This window comes from Enterococcus sp. E5-162 (assembly GCF_035725965.1).
GTDB lineage: Bacteria > Bacillota > Bacilli > Lactobacillales > Enterococcaceae > Enterococcus_B > Enterococcus_B lactis.
Genome location: NZ_JAPRFV010000002.1, coordinates 273,044 through 292,162 on the forward strand (window position 1 = coordinate 273,044; position 19,119 = coordinate 292,162).

At 39.3% G+C, this 19,119-nt stretch carries 21 protein-coding genes, 1 pseudogene and 1 other annotated feature; of the genes and pseudogenes, 14 read left to right on the forward strand and 8 right to left on the reverse strand.

Annotated features, from left to right (window positions below; genetic code table 11):
• Positions 1 to 33 precede the first annotated feature (33 nt).
• Entirely contained in the window at positions 34 to 939 is a 906-nt protein-coding gene (locus OZZ83_RS03430) for a magnesium transporter CorA family protein (RefSeq protein ID WP_002313988.1), read from the forward strand.
• A gap of 1 nt (position 940) precedes the next feature.
• On the opposite strand, the gene OZZ83_RS03435 is transcribed toward OZZ83_RS03430, so the two are convergent.
• Positions 941 to 1,573 carry a pentapeptide repeat-containing protein gene (locus OZZ83_RS03435; protein WP_002345456.1) on the reverse strand — a complete coding sequence of 211 codons (633 nt, stop codon included), beginning with the start codon at positions 1,571 to 1,573 and terminating at the stop codon, positions 941 to 943.
• A gap of 150 nt (positions 1,574 to 1,723) precedes the next feature.
• Positions 1,724 to 1,849, forward strand: a sequence feature (ribosomal protein L20 leader region).
• 43 nt (positions 1,850 to 1,892) lie between these two features.
• On the opposite strand from OZZ83_RS03435, the gene infC reads away from it, so the two are divergent.
• The 6 genes from infC (at position 1,893) to OZZ83_RS03465 (ending at position 7,531) form a co-directional block, all read left to right on the forward strand.
• Entirely contained in the window at positions 1,893 to 2,417 is a 525-nt protein-coding gene (gene infC / locus OZZ83_RS03440; protein WP_002293357.1) for a translation initiation factor IF-3, read from the forward strand.
• Positions 2,418 to 2,488: 71 nt separating this feature from the next.
• Complete coding sequence (gene rpmI / locus OZZ83_RS03445) at positions 2,489 to 2,689, forward strand: 50S ribosomal protein L35 (RefSeq protein WP_002289309.1); 201 nt, start codon at positions 2,489 to 2,491, stop codon at positions 2,687 to 2,689.
• Positions 2,690 to 2,741: 52 nt separating this feature from the next.
• Entirely contained in the window at positions 2,742 to 3,101 is a 360-nt protein-coding gene (gene rplT, locus OZZ83_RS03450) for a 50S ribosomal protein L20 (protein WP_002293355.1), read from the forward strand.
• A gap of 251 nt (positions 3,102 to 3,352) precedes the next feature.
• Entirely contained in the window at positions 3,353 to 4,690 is a 1,338-nt protein-coding gene (locus OZZ83_RS03455) for a citrate transporter (protein ID WP_325066009.1), read from the forward strand.
• A gap of 47 nt (positions 4,691 to 4,737) precedes the next feature.
• Positions 4,738 to 6,867 carry a hydantoinase/oxoprolinase family protein gene (locus OZZ83_RS03460; RefSeq protein WP_002309717.1) on the forward strand — a complete coding sequence of 710 codons (2,130 nt, stop codon included), beginning with the start codon at positions 4,738 to 4,740 and terminating at the stop codon, positions 6,865 to 6,867.
• Complete coding sequence (locus OZZ83_RS03465) at positions 6,842 to 7,531, forward strand: hypothetical protein (RefSeq protein ID WP_002312478.1); 690 nt, start codon at positions 6,842 to 6,844, stop codon at positions 7,529 to 7,531. The genes OZZ83_RS03460 and OZZ83_RS03465 overlap by 26 nt, the downstream gene beginning before the upstream one ends.
• 459 nt (positions 7,532 to 7,990) lie before the next feature.
• On the opposite strand, the gene OZZ83_RS03470 is transcribed toward OZZ83_RS03465, so the two are convergent.
• The 4 genes from OZZ83_RS03470 to OZZ83_RS03485 form a co-directional block, all read right to left on the reverse strand.
• Positions 7,991 to 8,677 carry a GntR family transcriptional regulator gene (locus tag OZZ83_RS03470; protein ID WP_002313993.1) on the reverse strand — a complete coding sequence of 229 codons (687 nt, stop codon included), beginning with the start codon at positions 8,675 to 8,677 and terminating at the stop codon, positions 7,991 to 7,993.
• Positions 8,678 to 8,810: 133 nt separating this feature from the next.
• Positions 8,811 to 9,005, reverse strand: a complete 195-nt coding sequence (locus OZZ83_RS03475; RefSeq protein ID WP_002315615.1) for a hypothetical protein — start codon at positions 9,003 to 9,005, stop codon at positions 8,811 to 8,813.
• 50 nt (positions 9,006 to 9,055) lie between these two features.
• On the reverse strand, positions 9,056 to 9,496 hold the full coding sequence (locus OZZ83_RS03480) for an acyl-CoA thioesterase (protein ID WP_002292625.1): 441 nt from the start codon (positions 9,494 to 9,496) through the stop codon (positions 9,056 to 9,058).
• Between the two features lie 3 nt (positions 9,497 to 9,499).
• The gene (locus tag OZZ83_RS03485) at positions 9,500 to 10,345 is read right to left on the reverse strand and encodes an NAD(P)H-hydrate dehydratase (RefSeq protein WP_002345453.1); all 846 of its coding nucleotides are present in this window, start codon (positions 10,343 to 10,345) and stop codon (positions 9,500 to 9,502) included.
• Between the two features lie 148 nt (positions 10,346 to 10,493).
• Between OZZ83_RS03485 and pepV the strand changes: the two genes are divergently transcribed.
• Complete coding sequence (pepV, locus tag OZZ83_RS03490; protein ID WP_002294157.1) at positions 10,494 to 11,912, forward strand: dipeptidase PepV; 1,419 nt, start codon at positions 10,494 to 10,496, stop codon at positions 11,910 to 11,912.
• Between the two features lie 55 nt (positions 11,913 to 11,967).
• Here pepV and OZZ83_RS03495 read toward each other — a convergent pair whose 3' ends face one another.
• Together OZZ83_RS03495 and OZZ83_RS03500 are read right to left on the reverse strand one after the other, a co-directional pair.
• A complete protein-coding gene (locus OZZ83_RS03495) occupies positions 11,968 to 12,915 on the reverse strand; it encodes a glycosyltransferase family 2 protein (protein WP_002309711.1) in 948 nt (315 codons plus the stop codon).
• A 223-nt stretch (positions 12,916 to 13,138) separates the two neighbouring features.
• Entirely contained in the window at positions 13,139 to 13,489 is a 351-nt protein-coding gene (locus tag OZZ83_RS03500; RefSeq protein ID WP_002309710.1) for a PepSY domain-containing protein, read from the reverse strand.
• Between the two features lie 199 nt (positions 13,490 to 13,688).
• On the opposite strand from OZZ83_RS03500, the gene pepA reads away from it, so the two are divergent.
• The 4 genes from pepA to ytpR all read left to right on the forward strand — a co-directional run bounded on the left by pepA (position 13,689) and on the right by ytpR (position 16,518).
• A complete protein-coding gene (pepA, locus tag OZZ83_RS03505; RefSeq protein WP_002294156.1) occupies positions 13,689 to 14,768 on the forward strand; it encodes a glutamyl aminopeptidase in 1,080 nt (359 codons plus the stop codon).
• 142 nt (positions 14,769 to 14,910) lie between these two features.
• Entirely contained in the window at positions 14,911 to 15,231 is a 321-nt protein-coding gene (locus OZZ83_RS03510) for a thioredoxin family protein (RefSeq protein WP_002292632.1), read from the forward strand.
• 21 nt (positions 15,232 to 15,252) lie between these two features.
• The gene (locus tag OZZ83_RS03515) at positions 15,253 to 15,717 is read left to right on the forward strand and encodes a universal stress protein (RefSeq protein ID WP_002292633.1); all 465 of its coding nucleotides are present in this window, start codon (positions 15,253 to 15,255) and stop codon (positions 15,715 to 15,717) included.
• Between the two features lie 195 nt (positions 15,718 to 15,912).
• Complete coding sequence (gene ytpR / locus OZZ83_RS03520; protein ID WP_002309709.1) at positions 15,913 to 16,518, forward strand: YtpR family tRNA-binding protein; 606 nt, start codon at positions 15,913 to 15,915, stop codon at positions 16,516 to 16,518.
• A gap of 38 nt (positions 16,519 to 16,556) precedes the next feature.
• Here ytpR and OZZ83_RS03525 read toward each other — a convergent pair whose 3' ends face one another.
• Positions 16,557 to 17,846 carry a S1C family serine protease gene (locus OZZ83_RS03525; RefSeq protein ID WP_002345452.1) on the reverse strand — a complete coding sequence of 430 codons (1,290 nt, stop codon included), beginning with the start codon at positions 17,844 to 17,846 and terminating at the stop codon, positions 16,557 to 16,559.
• 427 nt (positions 17,847 to 18,273) lie between these two features.
• On the opposite strand from OZZ83_RS03525, the gene rlmH reads away from it, so the two are divergent.
• Both rlmH and OZZ83_RS03535 read left to right on the forward strand, forming a co-directional pair.
• The gene (gene rlmH, locus OZZ83_RS03530; protein WP_002287841.1) at positions 18,274 to 18,753 is read left to right on the forward strand and encodes a 23S rRNA (pseudouridine(1915)-N(3))-methyltransferase RlmH; all 480 of its coding nucleotides are present in this window, start codon (positions 18,274 to 18,276) and stop codon (positions 18,751 to 18,753) included.
• 275 nt (positions 18,754 to 19,028) lie between these two features.
• Positions 19,029 to 19,119 (forward strand): annotated as a pseudogene (locus OZZ83_RS03535) (IS982 family transposase); the annotation flags it as partial.

Here is a 19,119-nt window from a genome sequence, read left to right on the forward strand (position 1 = left end):
TTATACTAGAAACAAATATCAGGAGGATGGAGTATGCGGGAAAAACACTATTTTAATCAAGAACGTAATTTTTGGATCAATATACAGCAAGATGATGTGCTAGCTGTTAAAAATTTAAAAGAAGAATATGGCATCAGCGATGAGATGCTGACTTATTCTCTAGATAAAAATGAGCGGGCGCGCGTAGAATATGACTCTTTTGATGAAGCGTTACTACTTGTATCAAATGTCCCACACCAACAAAAAGTCGATAATCATTACGAAACTAGCCCTATCGCTTTTATTTTAAAAGAAGATGGTTTGTTTACATTTACCACGCCGAATACCGAGTATGTGATTCGACTGATTCGATCACTTTTGGAGCGAATGCCAGACATGAGTGTATACAGTTTATTGTTTCGTACATTATTTTTAATTTCTGATTCCTTTTTTCCTTTAATCGAGGAAGTAAATAGCGAACGTCAACGGCTCAACCTAAAGTTAAGGGAAAAAACAACAAACAAGAATCTACTGCAACTTTCAGATTTAGAGATTGGTTTGGTTTACTTAGTTACAGGAACAAAACAAAATGTAGTACTTTTGGAACAAATCAAGGCATTGGCCATTTATCGCAAGTTGTCAGAAAAGGAAAAGGAAGAGTTGGACGATGCACTGATCGAAGCACGACAAGCAGTTGAAATGACGAACTTAGCTTCGCAGATTTTAGATCAGCTTTCTGGCACTTATAATAATTTGCTGAATAATAATTTGAATGACACGATGAAGTTTTTGACTGTCTGGTCGCTGATCTTGACTGTACCGACTATTGTGACAGGATTTTTCGGGATGAATCTTAAGCTACCATTTACCCATTCCGTTTTCGGATGGGGAATCGCCTTGATCATCAGTCTGGTTTTATCTGTTTGGATGCTCATTGCACTATGGAGGCGGATTCGTTGATCTAGTCTTTGACCTGCAAACCAAGGGCTTGAGCAATCACAAGTGCTTGCTCCTGGTTGACAATCAGTCCTGCCAAATAATCTTGAGATAAAGCAATGGTAGTGAAGAAATTAGTCGTAAAGTCTAATCCCTTCAGAGAAGTTCGGAACCAATTCGAACCAGTTAACTGATTGTCAGACAAAAAAAGATTTTTCCAAGTGACCTCATAAAATTCGCTGTCTTCTAACTGGCAATGATCGAAGGATACGGCTTTCAAGTTTGTGCTGCTAAAGGAAGCCATCGAAGCAATGCAGTCAGTGAAAGTGCAGTCTCTAAGATAACTTTCGGCAAAATTCGTACCTGTTAATTTACATTGATGAAACACGACTTGGTGGAAACTGCCACCAATCCACTCCAGATTGGAAAAATCACACTTTTCAAAAATGACATTACTGCATTCAAAATGACGTAAAGCTGTTTTTTGCATGGTCAGTTTTTGGACATGACTCTCTCTTAATACCATATTTTTAGCATCAAGATAGCTTTGATCACCTCCATTGACCAGAAGACCAGAGAGGATTTCTTCATCTTCTAAATAAAAATCTCCTTTTGTCAGAGGAGGAAGAGAAGGTGGGATAGGTTCGATTTTTTTCATGTGAATTCACCTCGTTTTTCTTTAGTATAGCAAAGAAGTGGGAGTCACTGCTAGAAAGTCTGCTAGACCAATCATTTTCAGAAAAGGAAGAAAAACTGTATGAAAAACATTGACATAAGGATTGGTTTTTGCTATACTATGATGGTTGAGAAATAAAAGCAGAAGCACCCGCTTCTCGCCTTAGTTGATAATGTCACTGGGCTAGATAGTTTTCACTGGTTCTATTAGGTGAAGTACGCGCGGGTTCTGTAAGAGAACTCGTTTTTTTATTGCCGTTTATTCGGTAAGCTTTTCTTTCTCTCATAATATTTGGAGGTGAATGACCATAGCAAAGGATATGATGGTTAACGACGGCATTCGTGCACGAGAGTTACGATTGATCGGTTCAGATGGTGAGCAATTAGGAGTTAAGACAAAAGCAGAAGCATTGAATATTGCAGAACAAGCAAACTTGGATCTTGTGTTAGTTGCCCCTGGTGCGAAACCACCAGTTGCGCGAATCATGGACTACGGTAAATACCGTTTCGAACAACAAAAGAAAGACCGCGAAGCGCGTAAAAAACAAAAAGTGATCAATGTAAAAGAAGTTCGCTTAAGTCCTACGATCGACTTGAATGACTTCAATACAAAACTTCGTAATGCACGTAAGTTCTTGGAAAAGGGCGATAAAGTGAAAGCTTCTATCCGTTTCAAAGGCCGTGCCATTACCCATAAAGAAATTGGTCAAAAAGTCTTGAATCGCTTAGCTGAAGAAACTGCTGATATTGCAACAGTGGAACAAAAAGCGAAAATGGACGGACGCAGCATGTTCTTGACGCTGGCACCGAAAAACGACAGTAAGTAATTTGAATGACTAACTGGCTGTTGGACAGCCGATAGTCGGATAACGAAAGATTTTGAGGAGGAAATATAGTCATGCCAAAACAAAAAACACACCGCGGATCAGCAAAACGTTTCAAACGTACTGGTAAAGGCGGATTGAAACGCTTCCGCGCGTTTACAAGTCACCGTTTCCACGGCAAAACAAAAAAACAACGCCGTCAATTGCGTAAAGCAAGCATGGTTTCTAGTGGCGACTTCAAGCGTATTCGCCAACAACTAGCAAAAATGAAATAAGAAGTACAAATAACAGAATCTGAAGATTTATTTTTATTAGGAGGAATTATACATGGCACGTGTTAAAGGTGGAACAGTAACTCGTAAACGTCGTAAAAGAGTGCTAAAATTAGCAAAAGGTTACTACGGTTCAAAACACACTTTATTTAAAACAGCAAAAGAACAAGTAATGAATTCATACAACTACGCATATCGTGATCGTCGTCAAAAAAAACGCGACTTCCGTAAATTGTGGATTGCTCGTATCAACGCAGCAGCTCGTATGAATGGCTTGAGCTACTCAAAATTAATGCACGGTTTGAAAGTTGCTGAAATCGACATCAACCGTAAAATGTTAGCTGACTTGGCTGTAAACGATGCAGCAGCATTTACTGCATTGGCTGACCAAGCAAAAGACGCTTTGGCTAAATAAGCTAAACAATTATAAAGAGGAAAGAAGATAACGAAAAGTTATGTTCTTTCCTCTTTTTTTGTTTCCAATTCTTCACCATAGAAAACGGGATAACAACGTATAAGTCTAAAATAGCATAATTAAGGTTTTTTAATTGAAATCCGAACATTTATGGTCATCCTCTAATGAAAGCGCTAACTACATAAGCTAGAATGAACTTAACTGATATATTAGTTTGTTTATCAGAAAAATAAAATGGACGGAGGAATAACATGAGTGATATTATTATTGGTATTTTGTTAGTTATCTCATTCTTTTTCATGGTCTGGTACTGTGTAAAGGGCTACAACTTGATGGTCGGTTTTGCCATCATGGCGACTGTATGGATGGGATTAGCACTAGTGGGAAACACGTTTTCGCCGAACCCGGCGATGGAAGGGCAAGGAGTAATCGATGTATTGACGCATATCTATACGACTGGACCTGCTGAGTACGCGAAATCGATCTTGGTAAATGTCTTCTTTGGTGCCTTTTTCGGTCGTGTTCTAGTAGATAGCGGAATCGCAGCCACATTGATTCGTAAAGTAGTCGAACTTGGAGGGGACAAACCAAGAATCACGATGAGTTTGCTGTGTGTTGTAACCGCTGTTATATTCATGTCGATGACAGGAATTGGACCAGTGATTTCTATCGCAGTCATCGTTTTGCCGATCTTGATGTCTTTAGGAATCTCAGTACCAGTTGCGTTGTTCTCATTTATGGGCTCGATCATGGCTGGAATCTTTGCTAATATCGTCAACTTCAAACAGTATCAAACGATTTATGCTGGTTTCAACCCAGTAGCTGAAAGTTACACTTATAACGACTATTTCCAAATCGGTATGATTGGGATGGTTGTAAGTTTAGTTGTTGTACTAACGGTGGCTAATATATCAATGAATAAAAAGAAACGCTATGCAATGGCAGCAAACGTACCGGCTGAAGGTGGCGACGCACCAATGATCTCATGGTTAGCCGTATTATTACCAGTTTTAGGGGTCGTTTTGTTAGATCTTCCAATCATCTTAGGTTTTATTCTAGCAGGTATTTGGGCATTGTTGTTTACTGGAAAATTGCGCGGAGGTTATAAAGAAATCTGTCGTCAATTTGCGAAATTATTTACAGATGGTGCAGTCGACGTCGCACCAATGGTCGGTTTCTTGATGACCTTAGCGATGTTCAATAACTCAGCTGCGTACGCTTCTCCTTATTTTTCAGCTATTTTCGGAGACTTGATACCGCAATCACCATTAGTCTTGGCAATCGTATTTGCTATATTGACACCACTAGGATTTTTCCGCGGTCCAATGAATCTAGTCGGTTCAAGATCAGCTATTTTAGCTGTTGTATTAGCTGTAAACCCAACAATGTCGCCAGCCTTTTTGTTCCCATTGTTTGCAATCACAACGATTGCCCCTCAGCATTTAGATATTACACAATCTTGGGTCGCTTGGGGATTAGGGTATACAAAAGTAACGTCTCGAGAGTACATGAAGAAATCCATCCCAACTGGTTGGATCGTCGGTGCGATCTTATGTTTGATTACATTCTTCTTGTACGGGAACGCCTAGTAAACAAAACGTCGATAGAAATGATTAGATGAATGGAGGAAAAGAAAATGAAACGTTTTGTGCGAATGGGAATTGATGTCGGTGGTACGCATACGAAAGCAGTGGCAATTGATAATGCGACACATGAAATCATCGGAAAGTCTTCAGTGAAAACGACCCACGATGATGTTCGTGGGGTAGCTGCAGGAGTCGTTCAATCTTTTCAAAATTGTTTGCGGGAAAATAATATTAGTCCAGAAGACGTTGTTTTTGTTGCACATTCTACTACGCAAGCGACGAATGCGCTGATTGAAGGGGACGTAGCAAAAGTCGGTGTAATCGGTATGGCAAAAGGGGGATTAGAAGGCTTTTTAGCAAAACGACAAACTAGATTGAACGATATCGATTTAGGGAATAAGAAAAAAATAGAGATCGTCAATGCATTCTTACCTGTCAAACACTTAAATGTAGACCGTGTTTCAGAAACGATTTCTTCTCTAGAAAGAGAAAGAGCGGAAGTTTTGGTTTCTTCTATGGCATTTGGAGTAGATAATGGGGAGCCAGAACGGGTCGTTTATGAAGCAGCATCGGTAAAATCGATTCCTACAACGATGGCTTCTGATATCACAAAATTATATGGATTGACAAGAAGAACTCGGACAGCAGCGATCAATGCGTCTATTTTACCCAAAATGCTAGATACGGCAACATCGACAGAAGACTCCGTACGAGAAGCAGGAGTCAATGTCTCTTTGATGATCATGCGCGGAGACGGCGGGGTAATGGAAATCAATGAAATGAAAAAACGACCTGTTTTAACCATGCTTTCCGGTCCAGCAGCATCAGTCATGGGCTCTTTGATGTACTTGAGAGCGTCTAATGGGGTTTATTTTGAAGTAGGCGGAACAACAACCAATATCGGGGTCATTAAAAATGGACGTCCAGCAATCGATTATTCAATTGTAGGTGGCCACCCAACATATATCTCTTCATTAGATGTTCGGGTTCTAGGTGTGGCAGGCGGTTCGATGGTACGGGCCAATCAGTCAGGAATCATCGATGTCGGTCCACGTTCTGCACATATTGCCGGTTTAGATTATGCAGTATTTACGGAGACAGAAAAAATCAAAGGTCCTAAGGTTGAATTTTTCTCTCCTAAAGAAGGAGACCCTGCTGATTACGTAAAGGTAGTGATGGAAGACGGAGAAGAAGTGACTATTACAAATACATGTGCAGCCAATGTCCTTGGATTAGTGCAAGAAGAACATTTTTCTTATGGAAATGTCCCATCTGCACGAAAAGCCATACAGGCATTAGCAGACTATTGTCATACGACGGTTGAAGACATCGCAGAGCAGATCATGGAAAAATCCTATGCTAAGATTGAACCAGTGATTTTAGAATTGGCAGACAAGTATCATTTGGAGAAAGATCAGATTTCTCTTGTAGGTGTAGGGGGCGGCGCTGCCTCTTTGATTACTTACTTCAGCAATAAAATGGGTGTGAAATATTCCATCCCTGAAAATGCTGAAGTGATCTCTTCTATTGGTGTGGCACTTGCAATGGTCCGAGATGTTGTAGAACGTATCATTCCTTCACCAAGTAAAGAAGATATCCGATCATTGAAAAATGAAGCGATGAATAAGGCGATTGAATCAGGTGCTACGCCAGAATCGATCGAAGTCCACGTAGAAATCGATCCACAGACTTCAAAAGTAACGGCTATCGCTACTGGTTCTACGGAAGTGAAAGCAACCGATCTAACCAAGGAGATCACAACAGAAGAAGCACTAGAGCTTGCTGCAGAGGATATGCGATTAAATAAAAATGAAGTTTGCTTATTGGAAAATACACCTTTCTTTTATGTATGCGGCGAACAGCATCGTTCAAAAAATGCTGGAAGTCTTCGGATCATCGACCAAAAAGGATTTATCAAGGTCCAACGTGGACATGCTTCTTGTCTGAAAACAACTGCAGCCAATTATATGGCAGCAGTCGAACAACTTTGGGAAGATATGGCAGTTTATCAAACGGAGTTGATTGCCCGACCAGAATTTTATCTCTGTTTAGGAGCAAGAGTCTCTGATTTTACAGCGACGGATCTGGAACAACTACAGCTTTTGATGGATCTGGAAGTATCTACTATGGAACCAGAGGAAGAAGTGATCGTCGTTGCCGGAAATATCAAACAAACATAAGTTAGAAGAGTTACTAAACAAATTACAACAGATCCCCGAAGAAATTTGGGGATTCTATCAGTTTCAGCGAGATTTGTTTTGGAAAAAGATTCCTTTGTCCAAGCAGAAAATCCTCATACAACAATCAATCGATTGTGGTATCGAAACGGCATGTAGCATCAAAAAAAAGTACCCTTTTGCCGATGTAGGAGAAATTTGTGAACAAATGGCTATTCCAATCGTTCCTTGTGAATCAGAGCAAATAAACGAACGAATCACTTTTGCAACTTATGCAGAAGATGAAGGGATCCGATTGATGACGGAGCCGTTAGAAAAATTAAAATGTTCAGGACTTACTTCGATCTCTAAAGAAACAGCGCAAGCTTTGATTATTGGACATGAACTATTTCACCACATTGAAGCTTCTGTTAAGGGAATTTATACGCAAAACGAAAAAATTGTGCTATGGCGGCTGCCTTTTTATACACACCAATCAACCATTCGTGCATTGAGCGAGATAGCAGCGATGAGTTTTTCTAAAGAGATGAATCAAAGCCGTTTTTCGCCTTATGTATTAGAGGCAGTCTTGCTTTGGCCATATAATGAAACCCGTAGCCAAGGGATTTTAGAAGAAATAAAAGAAATAGAAAAAAGATGTGCGGAGTATGATTTCGCTCACAAATAAAGAGGTTGTGACAGAAGTGGTCAGCTTCAAGAAATAAGAAGGAATTTACGAAAATTGCTTCTTAAATTTTTGTGACATTTCGGCTTATTTCAAAGAAGCTACTTCTGGAACACCGTGAATCAGAGGTTGTGAAAAAGCTGTCCTGCATCAAGTAATAAGAACAGCCAAACAAAAATAGCTCCTCATATTTTTCGTTTGGTTGGACTTATTACCGCAGATGCAAGCTTTTGAACACCGTTTAAGGAAGAGGTTGTGAAATCAGCGTTTGAGCTAATACCGAGGGTCAGCTGATTGAACACTGTTTAAGAAAGAGGTCGTGAGCCTGCCGTTTGACTATGAGTCACAAGTCACAATATTCAATAAACATGAGAATCTGTTTTTGGAAATTGCTCCTTGTGACTGAGGAGTTGGCAGGAGAAAACTGAAAGGGACTGTGACACGATTTTTGTCACAGTCCCTTTATTTGATGGGTCTTTCCTGAATATCTTCAAAATAATCGGGGTAATTATGAATCACGTATTCTTGCTCTTCGATAATCATATGTAAATGCATCGTACAAAGAAACCCGACTTCATCAAAGTTATGATCAATCATTGTTTGAAGCATTGTCTGATGTTCATCCAATACTCGACCCCAATCTAATTCTGAAATCGTCAAACGCAACCATCTGAAACGGTTCAAGTGCGTACTATAACTTTCCAGCCAGTCCCAAATCTCTCGTTTTCCTGCAATTTCATAACAAGTTCGGTGGAAATCAGTATCCAAATCAAAAAAAGCTTTTTTATTTTGAGCGATCACTGCCTGATCGGTTTGTTCTAATATTTTTTCTAGTTTAGCTTGATCTTGCGCTGTCATTTTCGCACTACATTCTTGCAGGATCGGTTTTTCCAGCTTTTCCCGCGTATAACGGGCTAATGAAGCAGATCGGATATCGATTTTTGAAACATAGGTGCCGGACTGTGGAATGGTTTTTACAAGCTCCTGATTACGAAGCTGGATCAGTGCTTCCCGAATCGGTGTGCGCCCGATAGCTAGTTGTTCTTCTAACACTTTATCGGAGATTTTACTTCCAGGTGCTAACTCGGAATAAATGATCTGTTTACGGATAGATTCATAAGCTTGCTGCTGTAAATTATTGATACCCATTAAAACTTCCTTTCTGTGTAAGTATAATCTATTATAACATAAATCGCTTACAAAACGTGTGGGTGCAAAGACGTATTCTTGAAAAAAAGCCCTGATAGGCATGCCTATTAGAGCCTCGAAAAGAAATACTGAATCAATCTGGTCGTACCTCTTGGATCGGTTTGACACGACCGCCAATTCTTTTAGCAAAAGCTTCGGATTCTTTTTTGTCTTTGAAAATGAGCAGATTGTCTAAGTTTTTTTCCCGAGTGCGACAGCCAGTTTTATCGATGTAACCGTGCATTACTTTAACGACATACATGGGGATCACCTGCTTTTTTCTTTTCATTATACGAACTACTCGACACAATACAAGAAAAATGCTTAGACGGTTTTTTATTAAGAAATAGCATTATCCAGAGAAGCGTACGCTTGGAATAACTGATCTAGCTCCGGATTGACTTTGCTCAGCTTCACTAATCGTTGCGAATCAGAAAGTAAGAAACAGTGTTTACTGCTACCAATAGTTTTTAATTTTTTGTCTTCAGTTCCCACAATTTCGTAGCTAAAATCCAAACGTGTCCCCGTATATTTTTGGATAGTTGGATGGATGCTCACTTTTTCTCCGTAATGGATCATTTCTTTATAGCTGCAATTTACTTCCAGAACGGGGATAATGATTCCAGATTCTTCGATTTTTTTATAGGGAAACCCTAGATGTACCAATAAGGCTACCCGAGCCTCTTCAAACCAACGGATATAATTGCTATGGTGAATAATCCCCATTTGATCTGTTTCATAATAAAAAGGTTCTCGTACATAACCTGTAAATTTCTCCATGATTCATGCCTCGTTTTCCATTGATTTTTTACAAAAATAATTCATCCACTTCGGAAGTGCTTCGCTGATCTGTGTCGGCAAAACGACATATTGTTCTCTTGCTAGCTGGTCTCCGATGAAACTATGAAGATAAACAGCTGCCGCAATCGTTTGGTCATTTTGAGGGAATTGGGCCAAGAACCCTGTGATCATCCCTGCTAAAGTGTCACCCATTCCGCCTGTTGCCATAGCAGCTGAACCTAAAGGATTGGTGTAGAAGTGTTGGTGACCATAAATTTTTGTCTCATGACTTTTCAAAACGACCGCAGCACCGATTTCCTGTTGCTTCTTTTTGTTTTCTTCATCTTGCTGTTCTTGTATCGGTAGAGCACTCAACCGTTGCCACTCCATTTGATGAGGTGTAAGTACTGTTTGTTCGGGATAGGGTAGCGAAAGATGGTTAGCAGCCAGTAAACTTAAAGCAGAGCCATCGATCACCAGCCATTGTTCTTTTAATTGGTTTTCTAGTACTTGTTTGAAACGTTCCAAACTCTTGGAAGAAGTGCCCAATCCGGGACCAATCAAGAGTACATCTGCTTGCTTTATCACGGAAAGAAACTGGTCAGTATCCGTCCAATCTACGATCATTGCTTCTGGCAGATGACTGTGAAGGGCACTCCGATTTTTTTCATCCGTTACTACTGTTGTGAGACCTGCTCCACTGTGTACGGCAGCTAAAGCACTCATGATGATTGCTCCGCCGTATTGTTCATTGCCGCCAATCAAAACGACACGTCCAAATGTTCCTTTATGTGAAATTTTTGGACGAGGTGTGATGACTCTTTTCACTAGTTGTTCGTCTATCAGCATCAAAAAACCTCCTTTTACTCATTATAACGTATATTTTTTTTAGAGAAAAACAGATAAGAAAAGGAATTGTCAGATTTTTTGAACTATTTTTTTCTGTAATTTGTGGTATCATGAACACGAAGACTTAAATAAGTGGAGGATTAACTTTATGACAATTGATTGGCAAAAAGAAGTAGAAGCACGTAAAGAAGACTTGCTTGAAGACTTAAAAAATCTTTTACGTGTCAACAGCGAGCGAGACGACTCAAAAGTAACACCAGATGCACCATTTGGACCTGGACCTCGCGACGCATTGAAACATATGTTAGCTTATGGTGAACGTGATGGATTTAAAGTAAAAAATGTCGATAACTATGCAGGGCATATTGATCTTGGCGAAGGAGACGAAACACTAGGGATATTTGGACACATGGATGTCGTTCCTGCAGGAGATGGCTGGGACACAGATCCTTATGAACCAGTGATCAAGGATGGAAAGATCTTTGCACGCGGATCAAGTGATGACAAAGGCCCAAGTATGGCAGCTTACTATGCGATGAAAATCATTAAAGAACTTGACTTGAAACTATCGAAAAAAGTACGTTTCGTAGTCGGTAGTGATGAAGAAAGCGGCTGGGGCGATATGGCTTATTATTTCGAACATGAAGAAGAACCAGATTTTGGTTTCTCGCCAGATGCTGAATTTCCGATTATCAATGGTGAAAAAGGAAATGTTTCTTTAGCTTTACGATTCAAAGGCGACAATGCAGGAGATTACGTATTGAAATCTTTTGTTTCCGGACTTCGCGAAAACATGGTGCCAGGAACAGCAACTGCAGCACTTCAAGTACCAAGTGCAGATGCAGCTATCGCGATGGAAGAAGCATTTTACCAATTCATCGAAGCCAATCCAGTAAGCGGAACAATTGAAGCAGACAATACGTATGTAAAAATAGAATTAGTTGGTAAAGGCGCACATGGTGCAAGCCCACAATCCGGTATCAATGCTGGTTCTTTCTTGGCATTGTTCTTAGATAACTATGAATTCTTAGGATCTGCTAAACAATTTATCCATGTAGCAGCTGCTTATGTCCATGAAGATTTCTATGGAGAAAAACTAGGAGTCGCTTATGAAGATGAAAAAATGGGCAAATTGACAATGAATGCTGGACTATTTGCTTTTGAAGAAAATGGTACAGAGGAAGCGAACTTCATCAATATGAATTTCCGTTTTCCAAAAGGTGTAACAGTAGACGGATTGCAAAGTGATATCGAACAAACAGTCGGTCAAGAAGGTGCAACAGTTACTCGAGGTGCTCGCGTAATGGAACCACATTACGTACCGATGGATGATCCCTTGGTGGCTACATTATTGCAAGTCTATGAAGACCACACTGGAGAAAAAGGCTACGAACAAATCATCGGTGGCGGAACTTACGGACGTCTGTTGAAACGTGGCGTTGCTTATGGAGCGATGTTCCCAGGATATACTGATACAATGCACCAAGCAAACGAATTTATGAGTCTTGATGACTTGTTCAGAGCAACAGCAATCTATGCAGATGCCATCTACCGTTTGGCGAAATAATTAATTAAAAAAGGATCAAGAATTGCAAATTATCTTTGCAGCCTTGATCCTTTTTTTATTTTCTACTATGGTATTCATGATACACATGATATAGATTCAACTCGTACTCTTTCTTTGCGTTCGTGACGACCGTATCCAAAATCAGTCCTGTTACTAATGAAAGAAGGGCTAAAGTCATCAATCCAGTACTTAAAATCGCAGAAGGGATGCGTGTAATGAAGCTTGTCAACATATATTCACGAATCACAGGAATCCCCGTGACCAATCCAAATAAAAAGAAGAAGATGGTCCAGATCCCAAAGAAAAGCAAAGGTTTATAATCTTTGCACATTTTGATGATCATCATGATCACTTTGAATCCGTCAGAGAATGTATTCAATTTTGATATGCTGCCTTCTGGTCGGTCCCGATATTCGATTGGGATCTCAACGAACTTGAATTTTTTATCTAGAGCATGGATCGTCAATTCCGTTTCGATTTGAAAACCAGAACTCATAATAGGGAAGCTTTTGACAAAAATTCGATTGAACCCTCGATAGCCGGTCATAACATCAAGAATTTTTGTTTTATACATTCTAGTAATTGTATTTCTAACAAGGTTATTTCCAAAATCATGGAAAGGACGCTTATTCTCATCAAAGTAGGTTCCATTTGATAGACGATCGCCAATGACCATATCTGCTTCGCCAGAACGTAATTTCTCAAGCAAACCATGTACAGCTTCGGCGGGATAAGTGTCATCGCCATCTACCATCAAATAATAATCGGCATCAATATCAAAGAACATTTGACGGATCACATTCCCTTTTCCTTGACGTGGTTCTTTCTTTACGATTGCTCCACCTTGAACGGCCAATTCGTATGTTCGATCGGTCGAATTATTATCATAGACATAAATATCTGCTTCTGGTAATTCTCGTTTAAAGTCTGCAATGACTGTTGAAATTGTTGCTTCCTCATTGTAACAAGGAATCAGAACAGCAATTTTTTCTTGTTGTTCCATTTTTCACTCTCCTTAACTATAGAAAACAAAAGCTGAATTAAAAATACCTCATAATCAAAGTAAATGCTAGTTTTTTCCCGCTAAATATCATTTATTTAAAAAGAAAATACTGGAATATGTGTTTAAAAAGACCTGTCTAAAAAATCACCCACTATAAAAGAAGGATAGGATACCTCTCTTTTAGATAGTGGGTGCGTATTCGTTATTTCATTTTTTTGACGTATTAATCTATTGCGCCCTTTTTTCTTGAAATGTCTAATACGGTTCCTGTATGAGCATCTGCTAAAAATTCATAATAAACAGTTTCGCCATCTTCTATCCGGGAAAGCCCACCCCGATAAGCGCTCGACCGAACGGCGAATTTCCGAATAGGTTCTTTTTCAAAAGAGATCCAAGCACCTTCGATTGCGCCTTCTTTTAAAAAAGATGTTTTGATATTTTCAAGCACTTGGTCTGCTGATAACACTTTTTTGCGATGATACCAAATCGTTGAAGCTACCCCACTCAATAATCCTAGACCGATCCCAACGGCTAACCCGCCTTTAAAATAGCTTAATTCGCTTTCTTCATACATGTGGATATACCTCCTTCTTCTCACTTGCTACTCTTTGTGTTTATTTTACCACACTCTCATATTTTCTTTGAAATAAATAACCGCTACCAGAAAAAATAAGCTATAATAAATACGATCGGTCTGCAGAAAAAATCATATTTTATCCGCAGATCAATATAAGTCTGAGAGGAGTTTAGTCTGAAATTTAGACGAATAGCATATGGAAGAAAAAACATTTCAACGAATCAAAGAGTTAACAGAATTACAAGGAACAAGCGGTTTTGAACAAGACGTTCGCGCCTATATGGAAAGTCATATGGAACCGCTGGTAGATGAGTTACAGTTAGATGGTTTGGGCGGCATTTTTGGGCTGCGCCACCATGAAGAAGCGGATGCACCTCGTGTAATGGTCGCAGCACATATGGATGAAGTCGGATTCATGCTGACACAAATCCAAGAAAACGGGCTTTTTAAAGTCGTACCTCTAGGCGGATGGAACCCTTACGTTGTTTCTGCTCAACGTTTTACACTTAAAACCTCTACTGGTAAGAATTATCCATGTATTTCTTCTTCCGTTCCCCCACATTTATTACGAGGAACAAGCGGACAAAAATCAGTAGAAGTAACAGATATTTTGTTCGATGCTGGGTTTGAATCAAGAGAAGAGGCAATGAGTTACGGTGTTCTTCCAGGAGACACAATCGTTCCTTACGCTGAAACGATCAAAACAGCCAACGGGAAGAATATCATCAGCAAATCGTGGGACAACCGCTATGGCTGTACAATGGTATTAGAAGCTTTAGAAGCGTTACAAAATGAAACATTAGGTCATACATTGATTGCAGGCGCAAATGTCCAAGAAGAAGTAGGCTTGCGTGGTTCTAAAGCTTCTGTCAATAAATTCAAGCCAGATCTGTTCTTTGCAGTAGACTGCTCTGCAGCAGATGACACAGTGACGAAAAATGGCACATTCGGACATTTAGGAGAAGGTACATTGATGCGTATCCAAGATCCAGGTTTGATCATGCTTCCTCGTTTGCGTGAGTACTTGCTAGATATCGCTGAAACAAACAACATCCCTTATCAATACTTTGTTTCAAAAGGCGGTACAGATGCAGGTGCTGCTCATACACAAAATGAAGGAATCCCAAGTACAGTGATTGGCGTAGTGGGACGTTATATCCATACGCATCAAACGATGTTCAGTATTCGCGATTTTGAAGCTGCACGAGAAATGTTGATTCAAACATTGAAAGGTTTAGATAAATCAACAGTGAACACGATCGTATACGGGAAATAACGCGATAGTGAAACTATAAAATCTGGCAAAAGCAACCTTTTGTCAGATTTTTTTTATAAAAAGAGGATCAATGTTTGTTAGTTCGAAAGAAAGGTGTATAATTTAATTGAAAAATACATAAACAGAAAGTAGAGGAAAAAGAATGATTATCCCAAATAGTTTAGAAGAATTAGCAGGCTACGTAGAAACTGGAAAAAGTGTATTTTTCTTTACTGCCGGCTGGTGCGGAGACTGCCGTTTTATCAAACCGCAAATGCCTGAAATCGAAAATGACTTTTCTGATTGGCAATTTATTGAAGTAGACCGTGACAAGTACATAGATGTAGCCGCTGAATGGAACATTTTTGGTATCCCAAGTTTTGTCGTGATCCAAGACGGAAAAGAATTAGGTCGTCTAGTGAATAAAGATCGTAAAACAAAACAGGAAATCGAATCGTTCCTAGAAAGTGTAATAAAAGGCTGACATCTGTTAGGAGGGGTCAAGATGAATCAAGAATATAAGAACATTTTAGTAGGTATTGACGGTAGTGAACAAGCACTTGCTGCTTTCAAAAAAGCGGTAGAAGTGGCTCGCCGTAATAATGGGAAAGTATATGTAGCAAACGTAATCGATCAGCAATTTTATAATTTTATGGGCTATGCTCCTATTGATCAAAATCTAGTCGATCAGCAAACTGAAACAGCCAAGCAAATGATCGAAGAATGTAAAGAATATGGAAAATCTGTTGATTACACAAATATAGAAGGAATTATTGCATACGGCTCTGTTCGTGAATCCATGGCAGTCAAATTGCCAAAAAAATATGCAATCGATCTAATCATGGTTGGGCAGTCTGGACTAAATGCAGTCGAACGCTTTATGACAGGAAGTGTAGCCAGCTACGTCATACGTCATTCACCTTGTGATGTCTTGATCGTTTCTGACGAAGAAGAACAGCCAAGTAATTAAGCAAGTGGAACTTGTATAACCTTTTTAATCAAACAGTAAAGGGACTGTGACAAAAGTCTTGTCACAGTCCCTTGTTACGAATAAATGGTGTTCCAGAAGAAGCTTCTTCGGAAATAAAGCATGAAAAAAATCTCATGCAGTGAATGCAATTTTTTGTTAAGATAAATCTCAGCAAAGGATAATGGAGGAAAGAACATGATTTTTGCTTATAACAAAGCACACGTCGGAGACACTTTGATGGTTATCATAGCCGACGATAAAGGAACAGAAAACACTGTCGAACGTAAATGGAATGTTGCTCGGATCAAAGATGAACAAGGTCAAGTTGTTGCTTGGAACTTTTTCCATATCTCCGATCATCTAACAATTGAAGGGAACGGCCAAGTAAGCTTAACAGATGAAGAATTAGCGAAATTGAATCGATTGATTAAAGAAGCAGGATTCGAAGAACAGCTTGAAGCTGATCATGAACCGAAGATCGTTGTCGGGTATGTAAAAACATGCGTCCCGCATCCTGACTCTGACCATTTATCGATTACTGAGACAGAAGTGGACAATGGGACAGTATTGCAAATCGTTTGCGGTGCACCAAATATCGAAGCTGGACAAAAAGTTGTCGTTGCAAAACCAGGAGCCATGATGCCAGATGGAATGATGATCTGGCCAGGAACTTTGCGAGGGGTAGACAGCTATGGAATGATTTGTTCTGCTCGTGAATTGCATTTGCCAAATGCTCCAGAAAAAAAAGGAATCTTAGTATTGCCTGAGGATGCCGTAGTCGGAGAAGTATTTCCAAAATAAAGAGGTTGTGACAAGTCTTTGTCACAACCTCTTTTTTATTAATTTTCACTATTTTGATTTTGTTTTAATGCCGATTGATCGATCGTCAATTCAACAGTAGTTGTTTTTTCTTTCGAGCCTTCATAGTAAGTGATTTTGACAGAATCTCCCACTTTTTTCTTATACAAAGCAGATTGAAGTTCTACACCAGAAGAAACTTCTTTGTCATCGATCTTAGTAATGACGTCGTATTGTTTCAATCCAGCTTTTTCAGCCGGTGTAGCTGTTTGGACATTTGTCACGATGACACCGTTAGTTACAGATGAAGGAATCTTCAAGATTTGTTCTTGTTGCTGAGTAGAAACGGCAGATAAGTCGACCATTGTGATACCTAGAGCTGGACGTGTCACTTTTCCGTCTTTTTCCAGTTGGTTGATGATATTCACTACATCGTTACTTGGGATGGCAAATCCCATTCCTTCTACGCTTACATTAGAAGTCGATTCAGAAGTACTTGCGATCTTACTTGAGTTGATACCGATAACTTGTCCTTCGATATTCACTAAAGGACCACCAGAATTTCCCGGGTTGATCGCTGCATCTGTTTGGATCGCATTGATATTGACTGTTTCGTTCGATTCATTCGTACTTGTTACTTGTCGGTTCAAGGAAGAAATGATTCCTGAAGTGACAGAATTCGCATATTCAGATCCTAATGGGGAACCAATCGCAATCGCAGGTTCACCAACCTTCAAAGCACTTGAGTCCCCAAAAGAGGCAACCGTTTCGACTTTGTCTGAATTGATCTTCAACACCGCTAAATCTGAATAGGCATCTGTTCCAACTAATTCAGCTTTTACCTTCGTACCGTCTTTCATCATGACTTCCAAACCTTGCTGTCCATCTACTACGTGATTGTTTGTGACTACATAAGCAGTATTCCCGTCTTTTTTGTAGATTACGCCGCTTCCTTCACTATAAGCTTCCAAATTACTATCATCTGAGCTGCTACTTTCTTCTTGCTGCCCGAATAATCCGCCAAAACCGCTTGATTGGTTTTGACTTTGTAAGTTGATAACAGAAACGACAGCGTCTTGAACTTTATCTACCGCTTTGGTGATCTCAGAATCTACATTGACTTTGACATTTTCCACAACTGTTTCACCGGCAGAATTTTGATTGCCGCTTGTAGCAGTAGAACTATTGTTGCCAGTGCCCATCGCTGCATAAAAAATGCCAGCTGTCAGTAGTCCTCCAACGATCCCTCCAACAAGCCCCAGACCCAACTTACGCCAGAGGCTATTATTTTTATTTTTTTTCATCTTTGGTGTCACATTTTTTCTATCCATGTGTTCCTCCTCCAATTACATTCATTTATCTACTGTTAGTATAGTCTTATTTGTTGACTTTAGTCTACTTTGAGACTTTGAACTTTTTATGAAAAACTTTAGGAAAAATCATTGTTTTCAGATGAAAATATTTGATTTTCTTTTTCCACAGATATTGTGTAAAACTACGCGGATAGGATTGGAAAAATAAGGGATAAAACATATCCACAGCCTGTGTATAAAGTGGATAAATTCTTATAAAACGTATGTTTGCCTAATGAATGTGATGAAATAAGGTAAAACAACGCTGTTTTCTGTGGATAAACCTGTGGATGTTGTGCATAACTGCTGGGGAAATCTTTTTAACAAAAATAGTCAAAATAAACATATAGACGAAAAAATTGATTATAATAAACAAAGTGAGCGTGAAGATCAAAGGAGACAAAACATGAATATCAAAATTATTTCAGTAGGAAAATTAAAAGAAAAATACTTGATCCAAGGTATCAATGAGTATGTCAAACGGCTGAATGCCTATGCGAAAATCGAATTGATCGAAGTTCCTGACGAAAAAGCCCCGGAGAATTTAAGCGAAGCGCAAATGAGACAAGTAAAAGAAAAAGAAGGAGAACGGATCTTAGCGAAAATCAAAGAACAAGAATACGTCTATGCCTTAGCAATTGAAGGGAAAAATCCCACAAGCGAATCTTTTGCTAAACAAATCGACCAATTAGGTATCCAAGGAAAAAGCCACCTTGTTTTTGTTATCGGCGGTTCTTTAGGACTCAGCGAAGCCGTCATGAAAAGAAGCAATGCTCAGATCTCTTTTGGCAAAATGACGTATCCACATCAATTGATGCGCCTGATCCTCGTCGAGCAAATCTACCGTGCCTTCCGGATCAACGCGGGGGCGCCGTATCATAAGTGATGATATTTTTTAAGAGAAAAAATTATCCCTATTTTAAATAATAGCAATAGGTAGTGGTAGGGAGAAATTTATAAATAACTTTTTTATTTGCTTTGGTAGCCAAGTAAGTTGCAAAAGAAAAATAGATACTGTTAAAAAGATAATGTAGACATAGAAACAAATACACCCGTGGTGCTAGTTAATTTTTTCCTAGAGGAAAATGTCTAAACATGTTGGTAAATCAACAAAAAAACGCATATAGTAGTCTCAAAACTCCCAAGAAATGAGGACTACATATGCGTTCATCAAAATATACTGAACATTATACAGATACTTTTATAACATTCAAGGAAATTATGAGAACTGTTTCTAACATATACCACAATT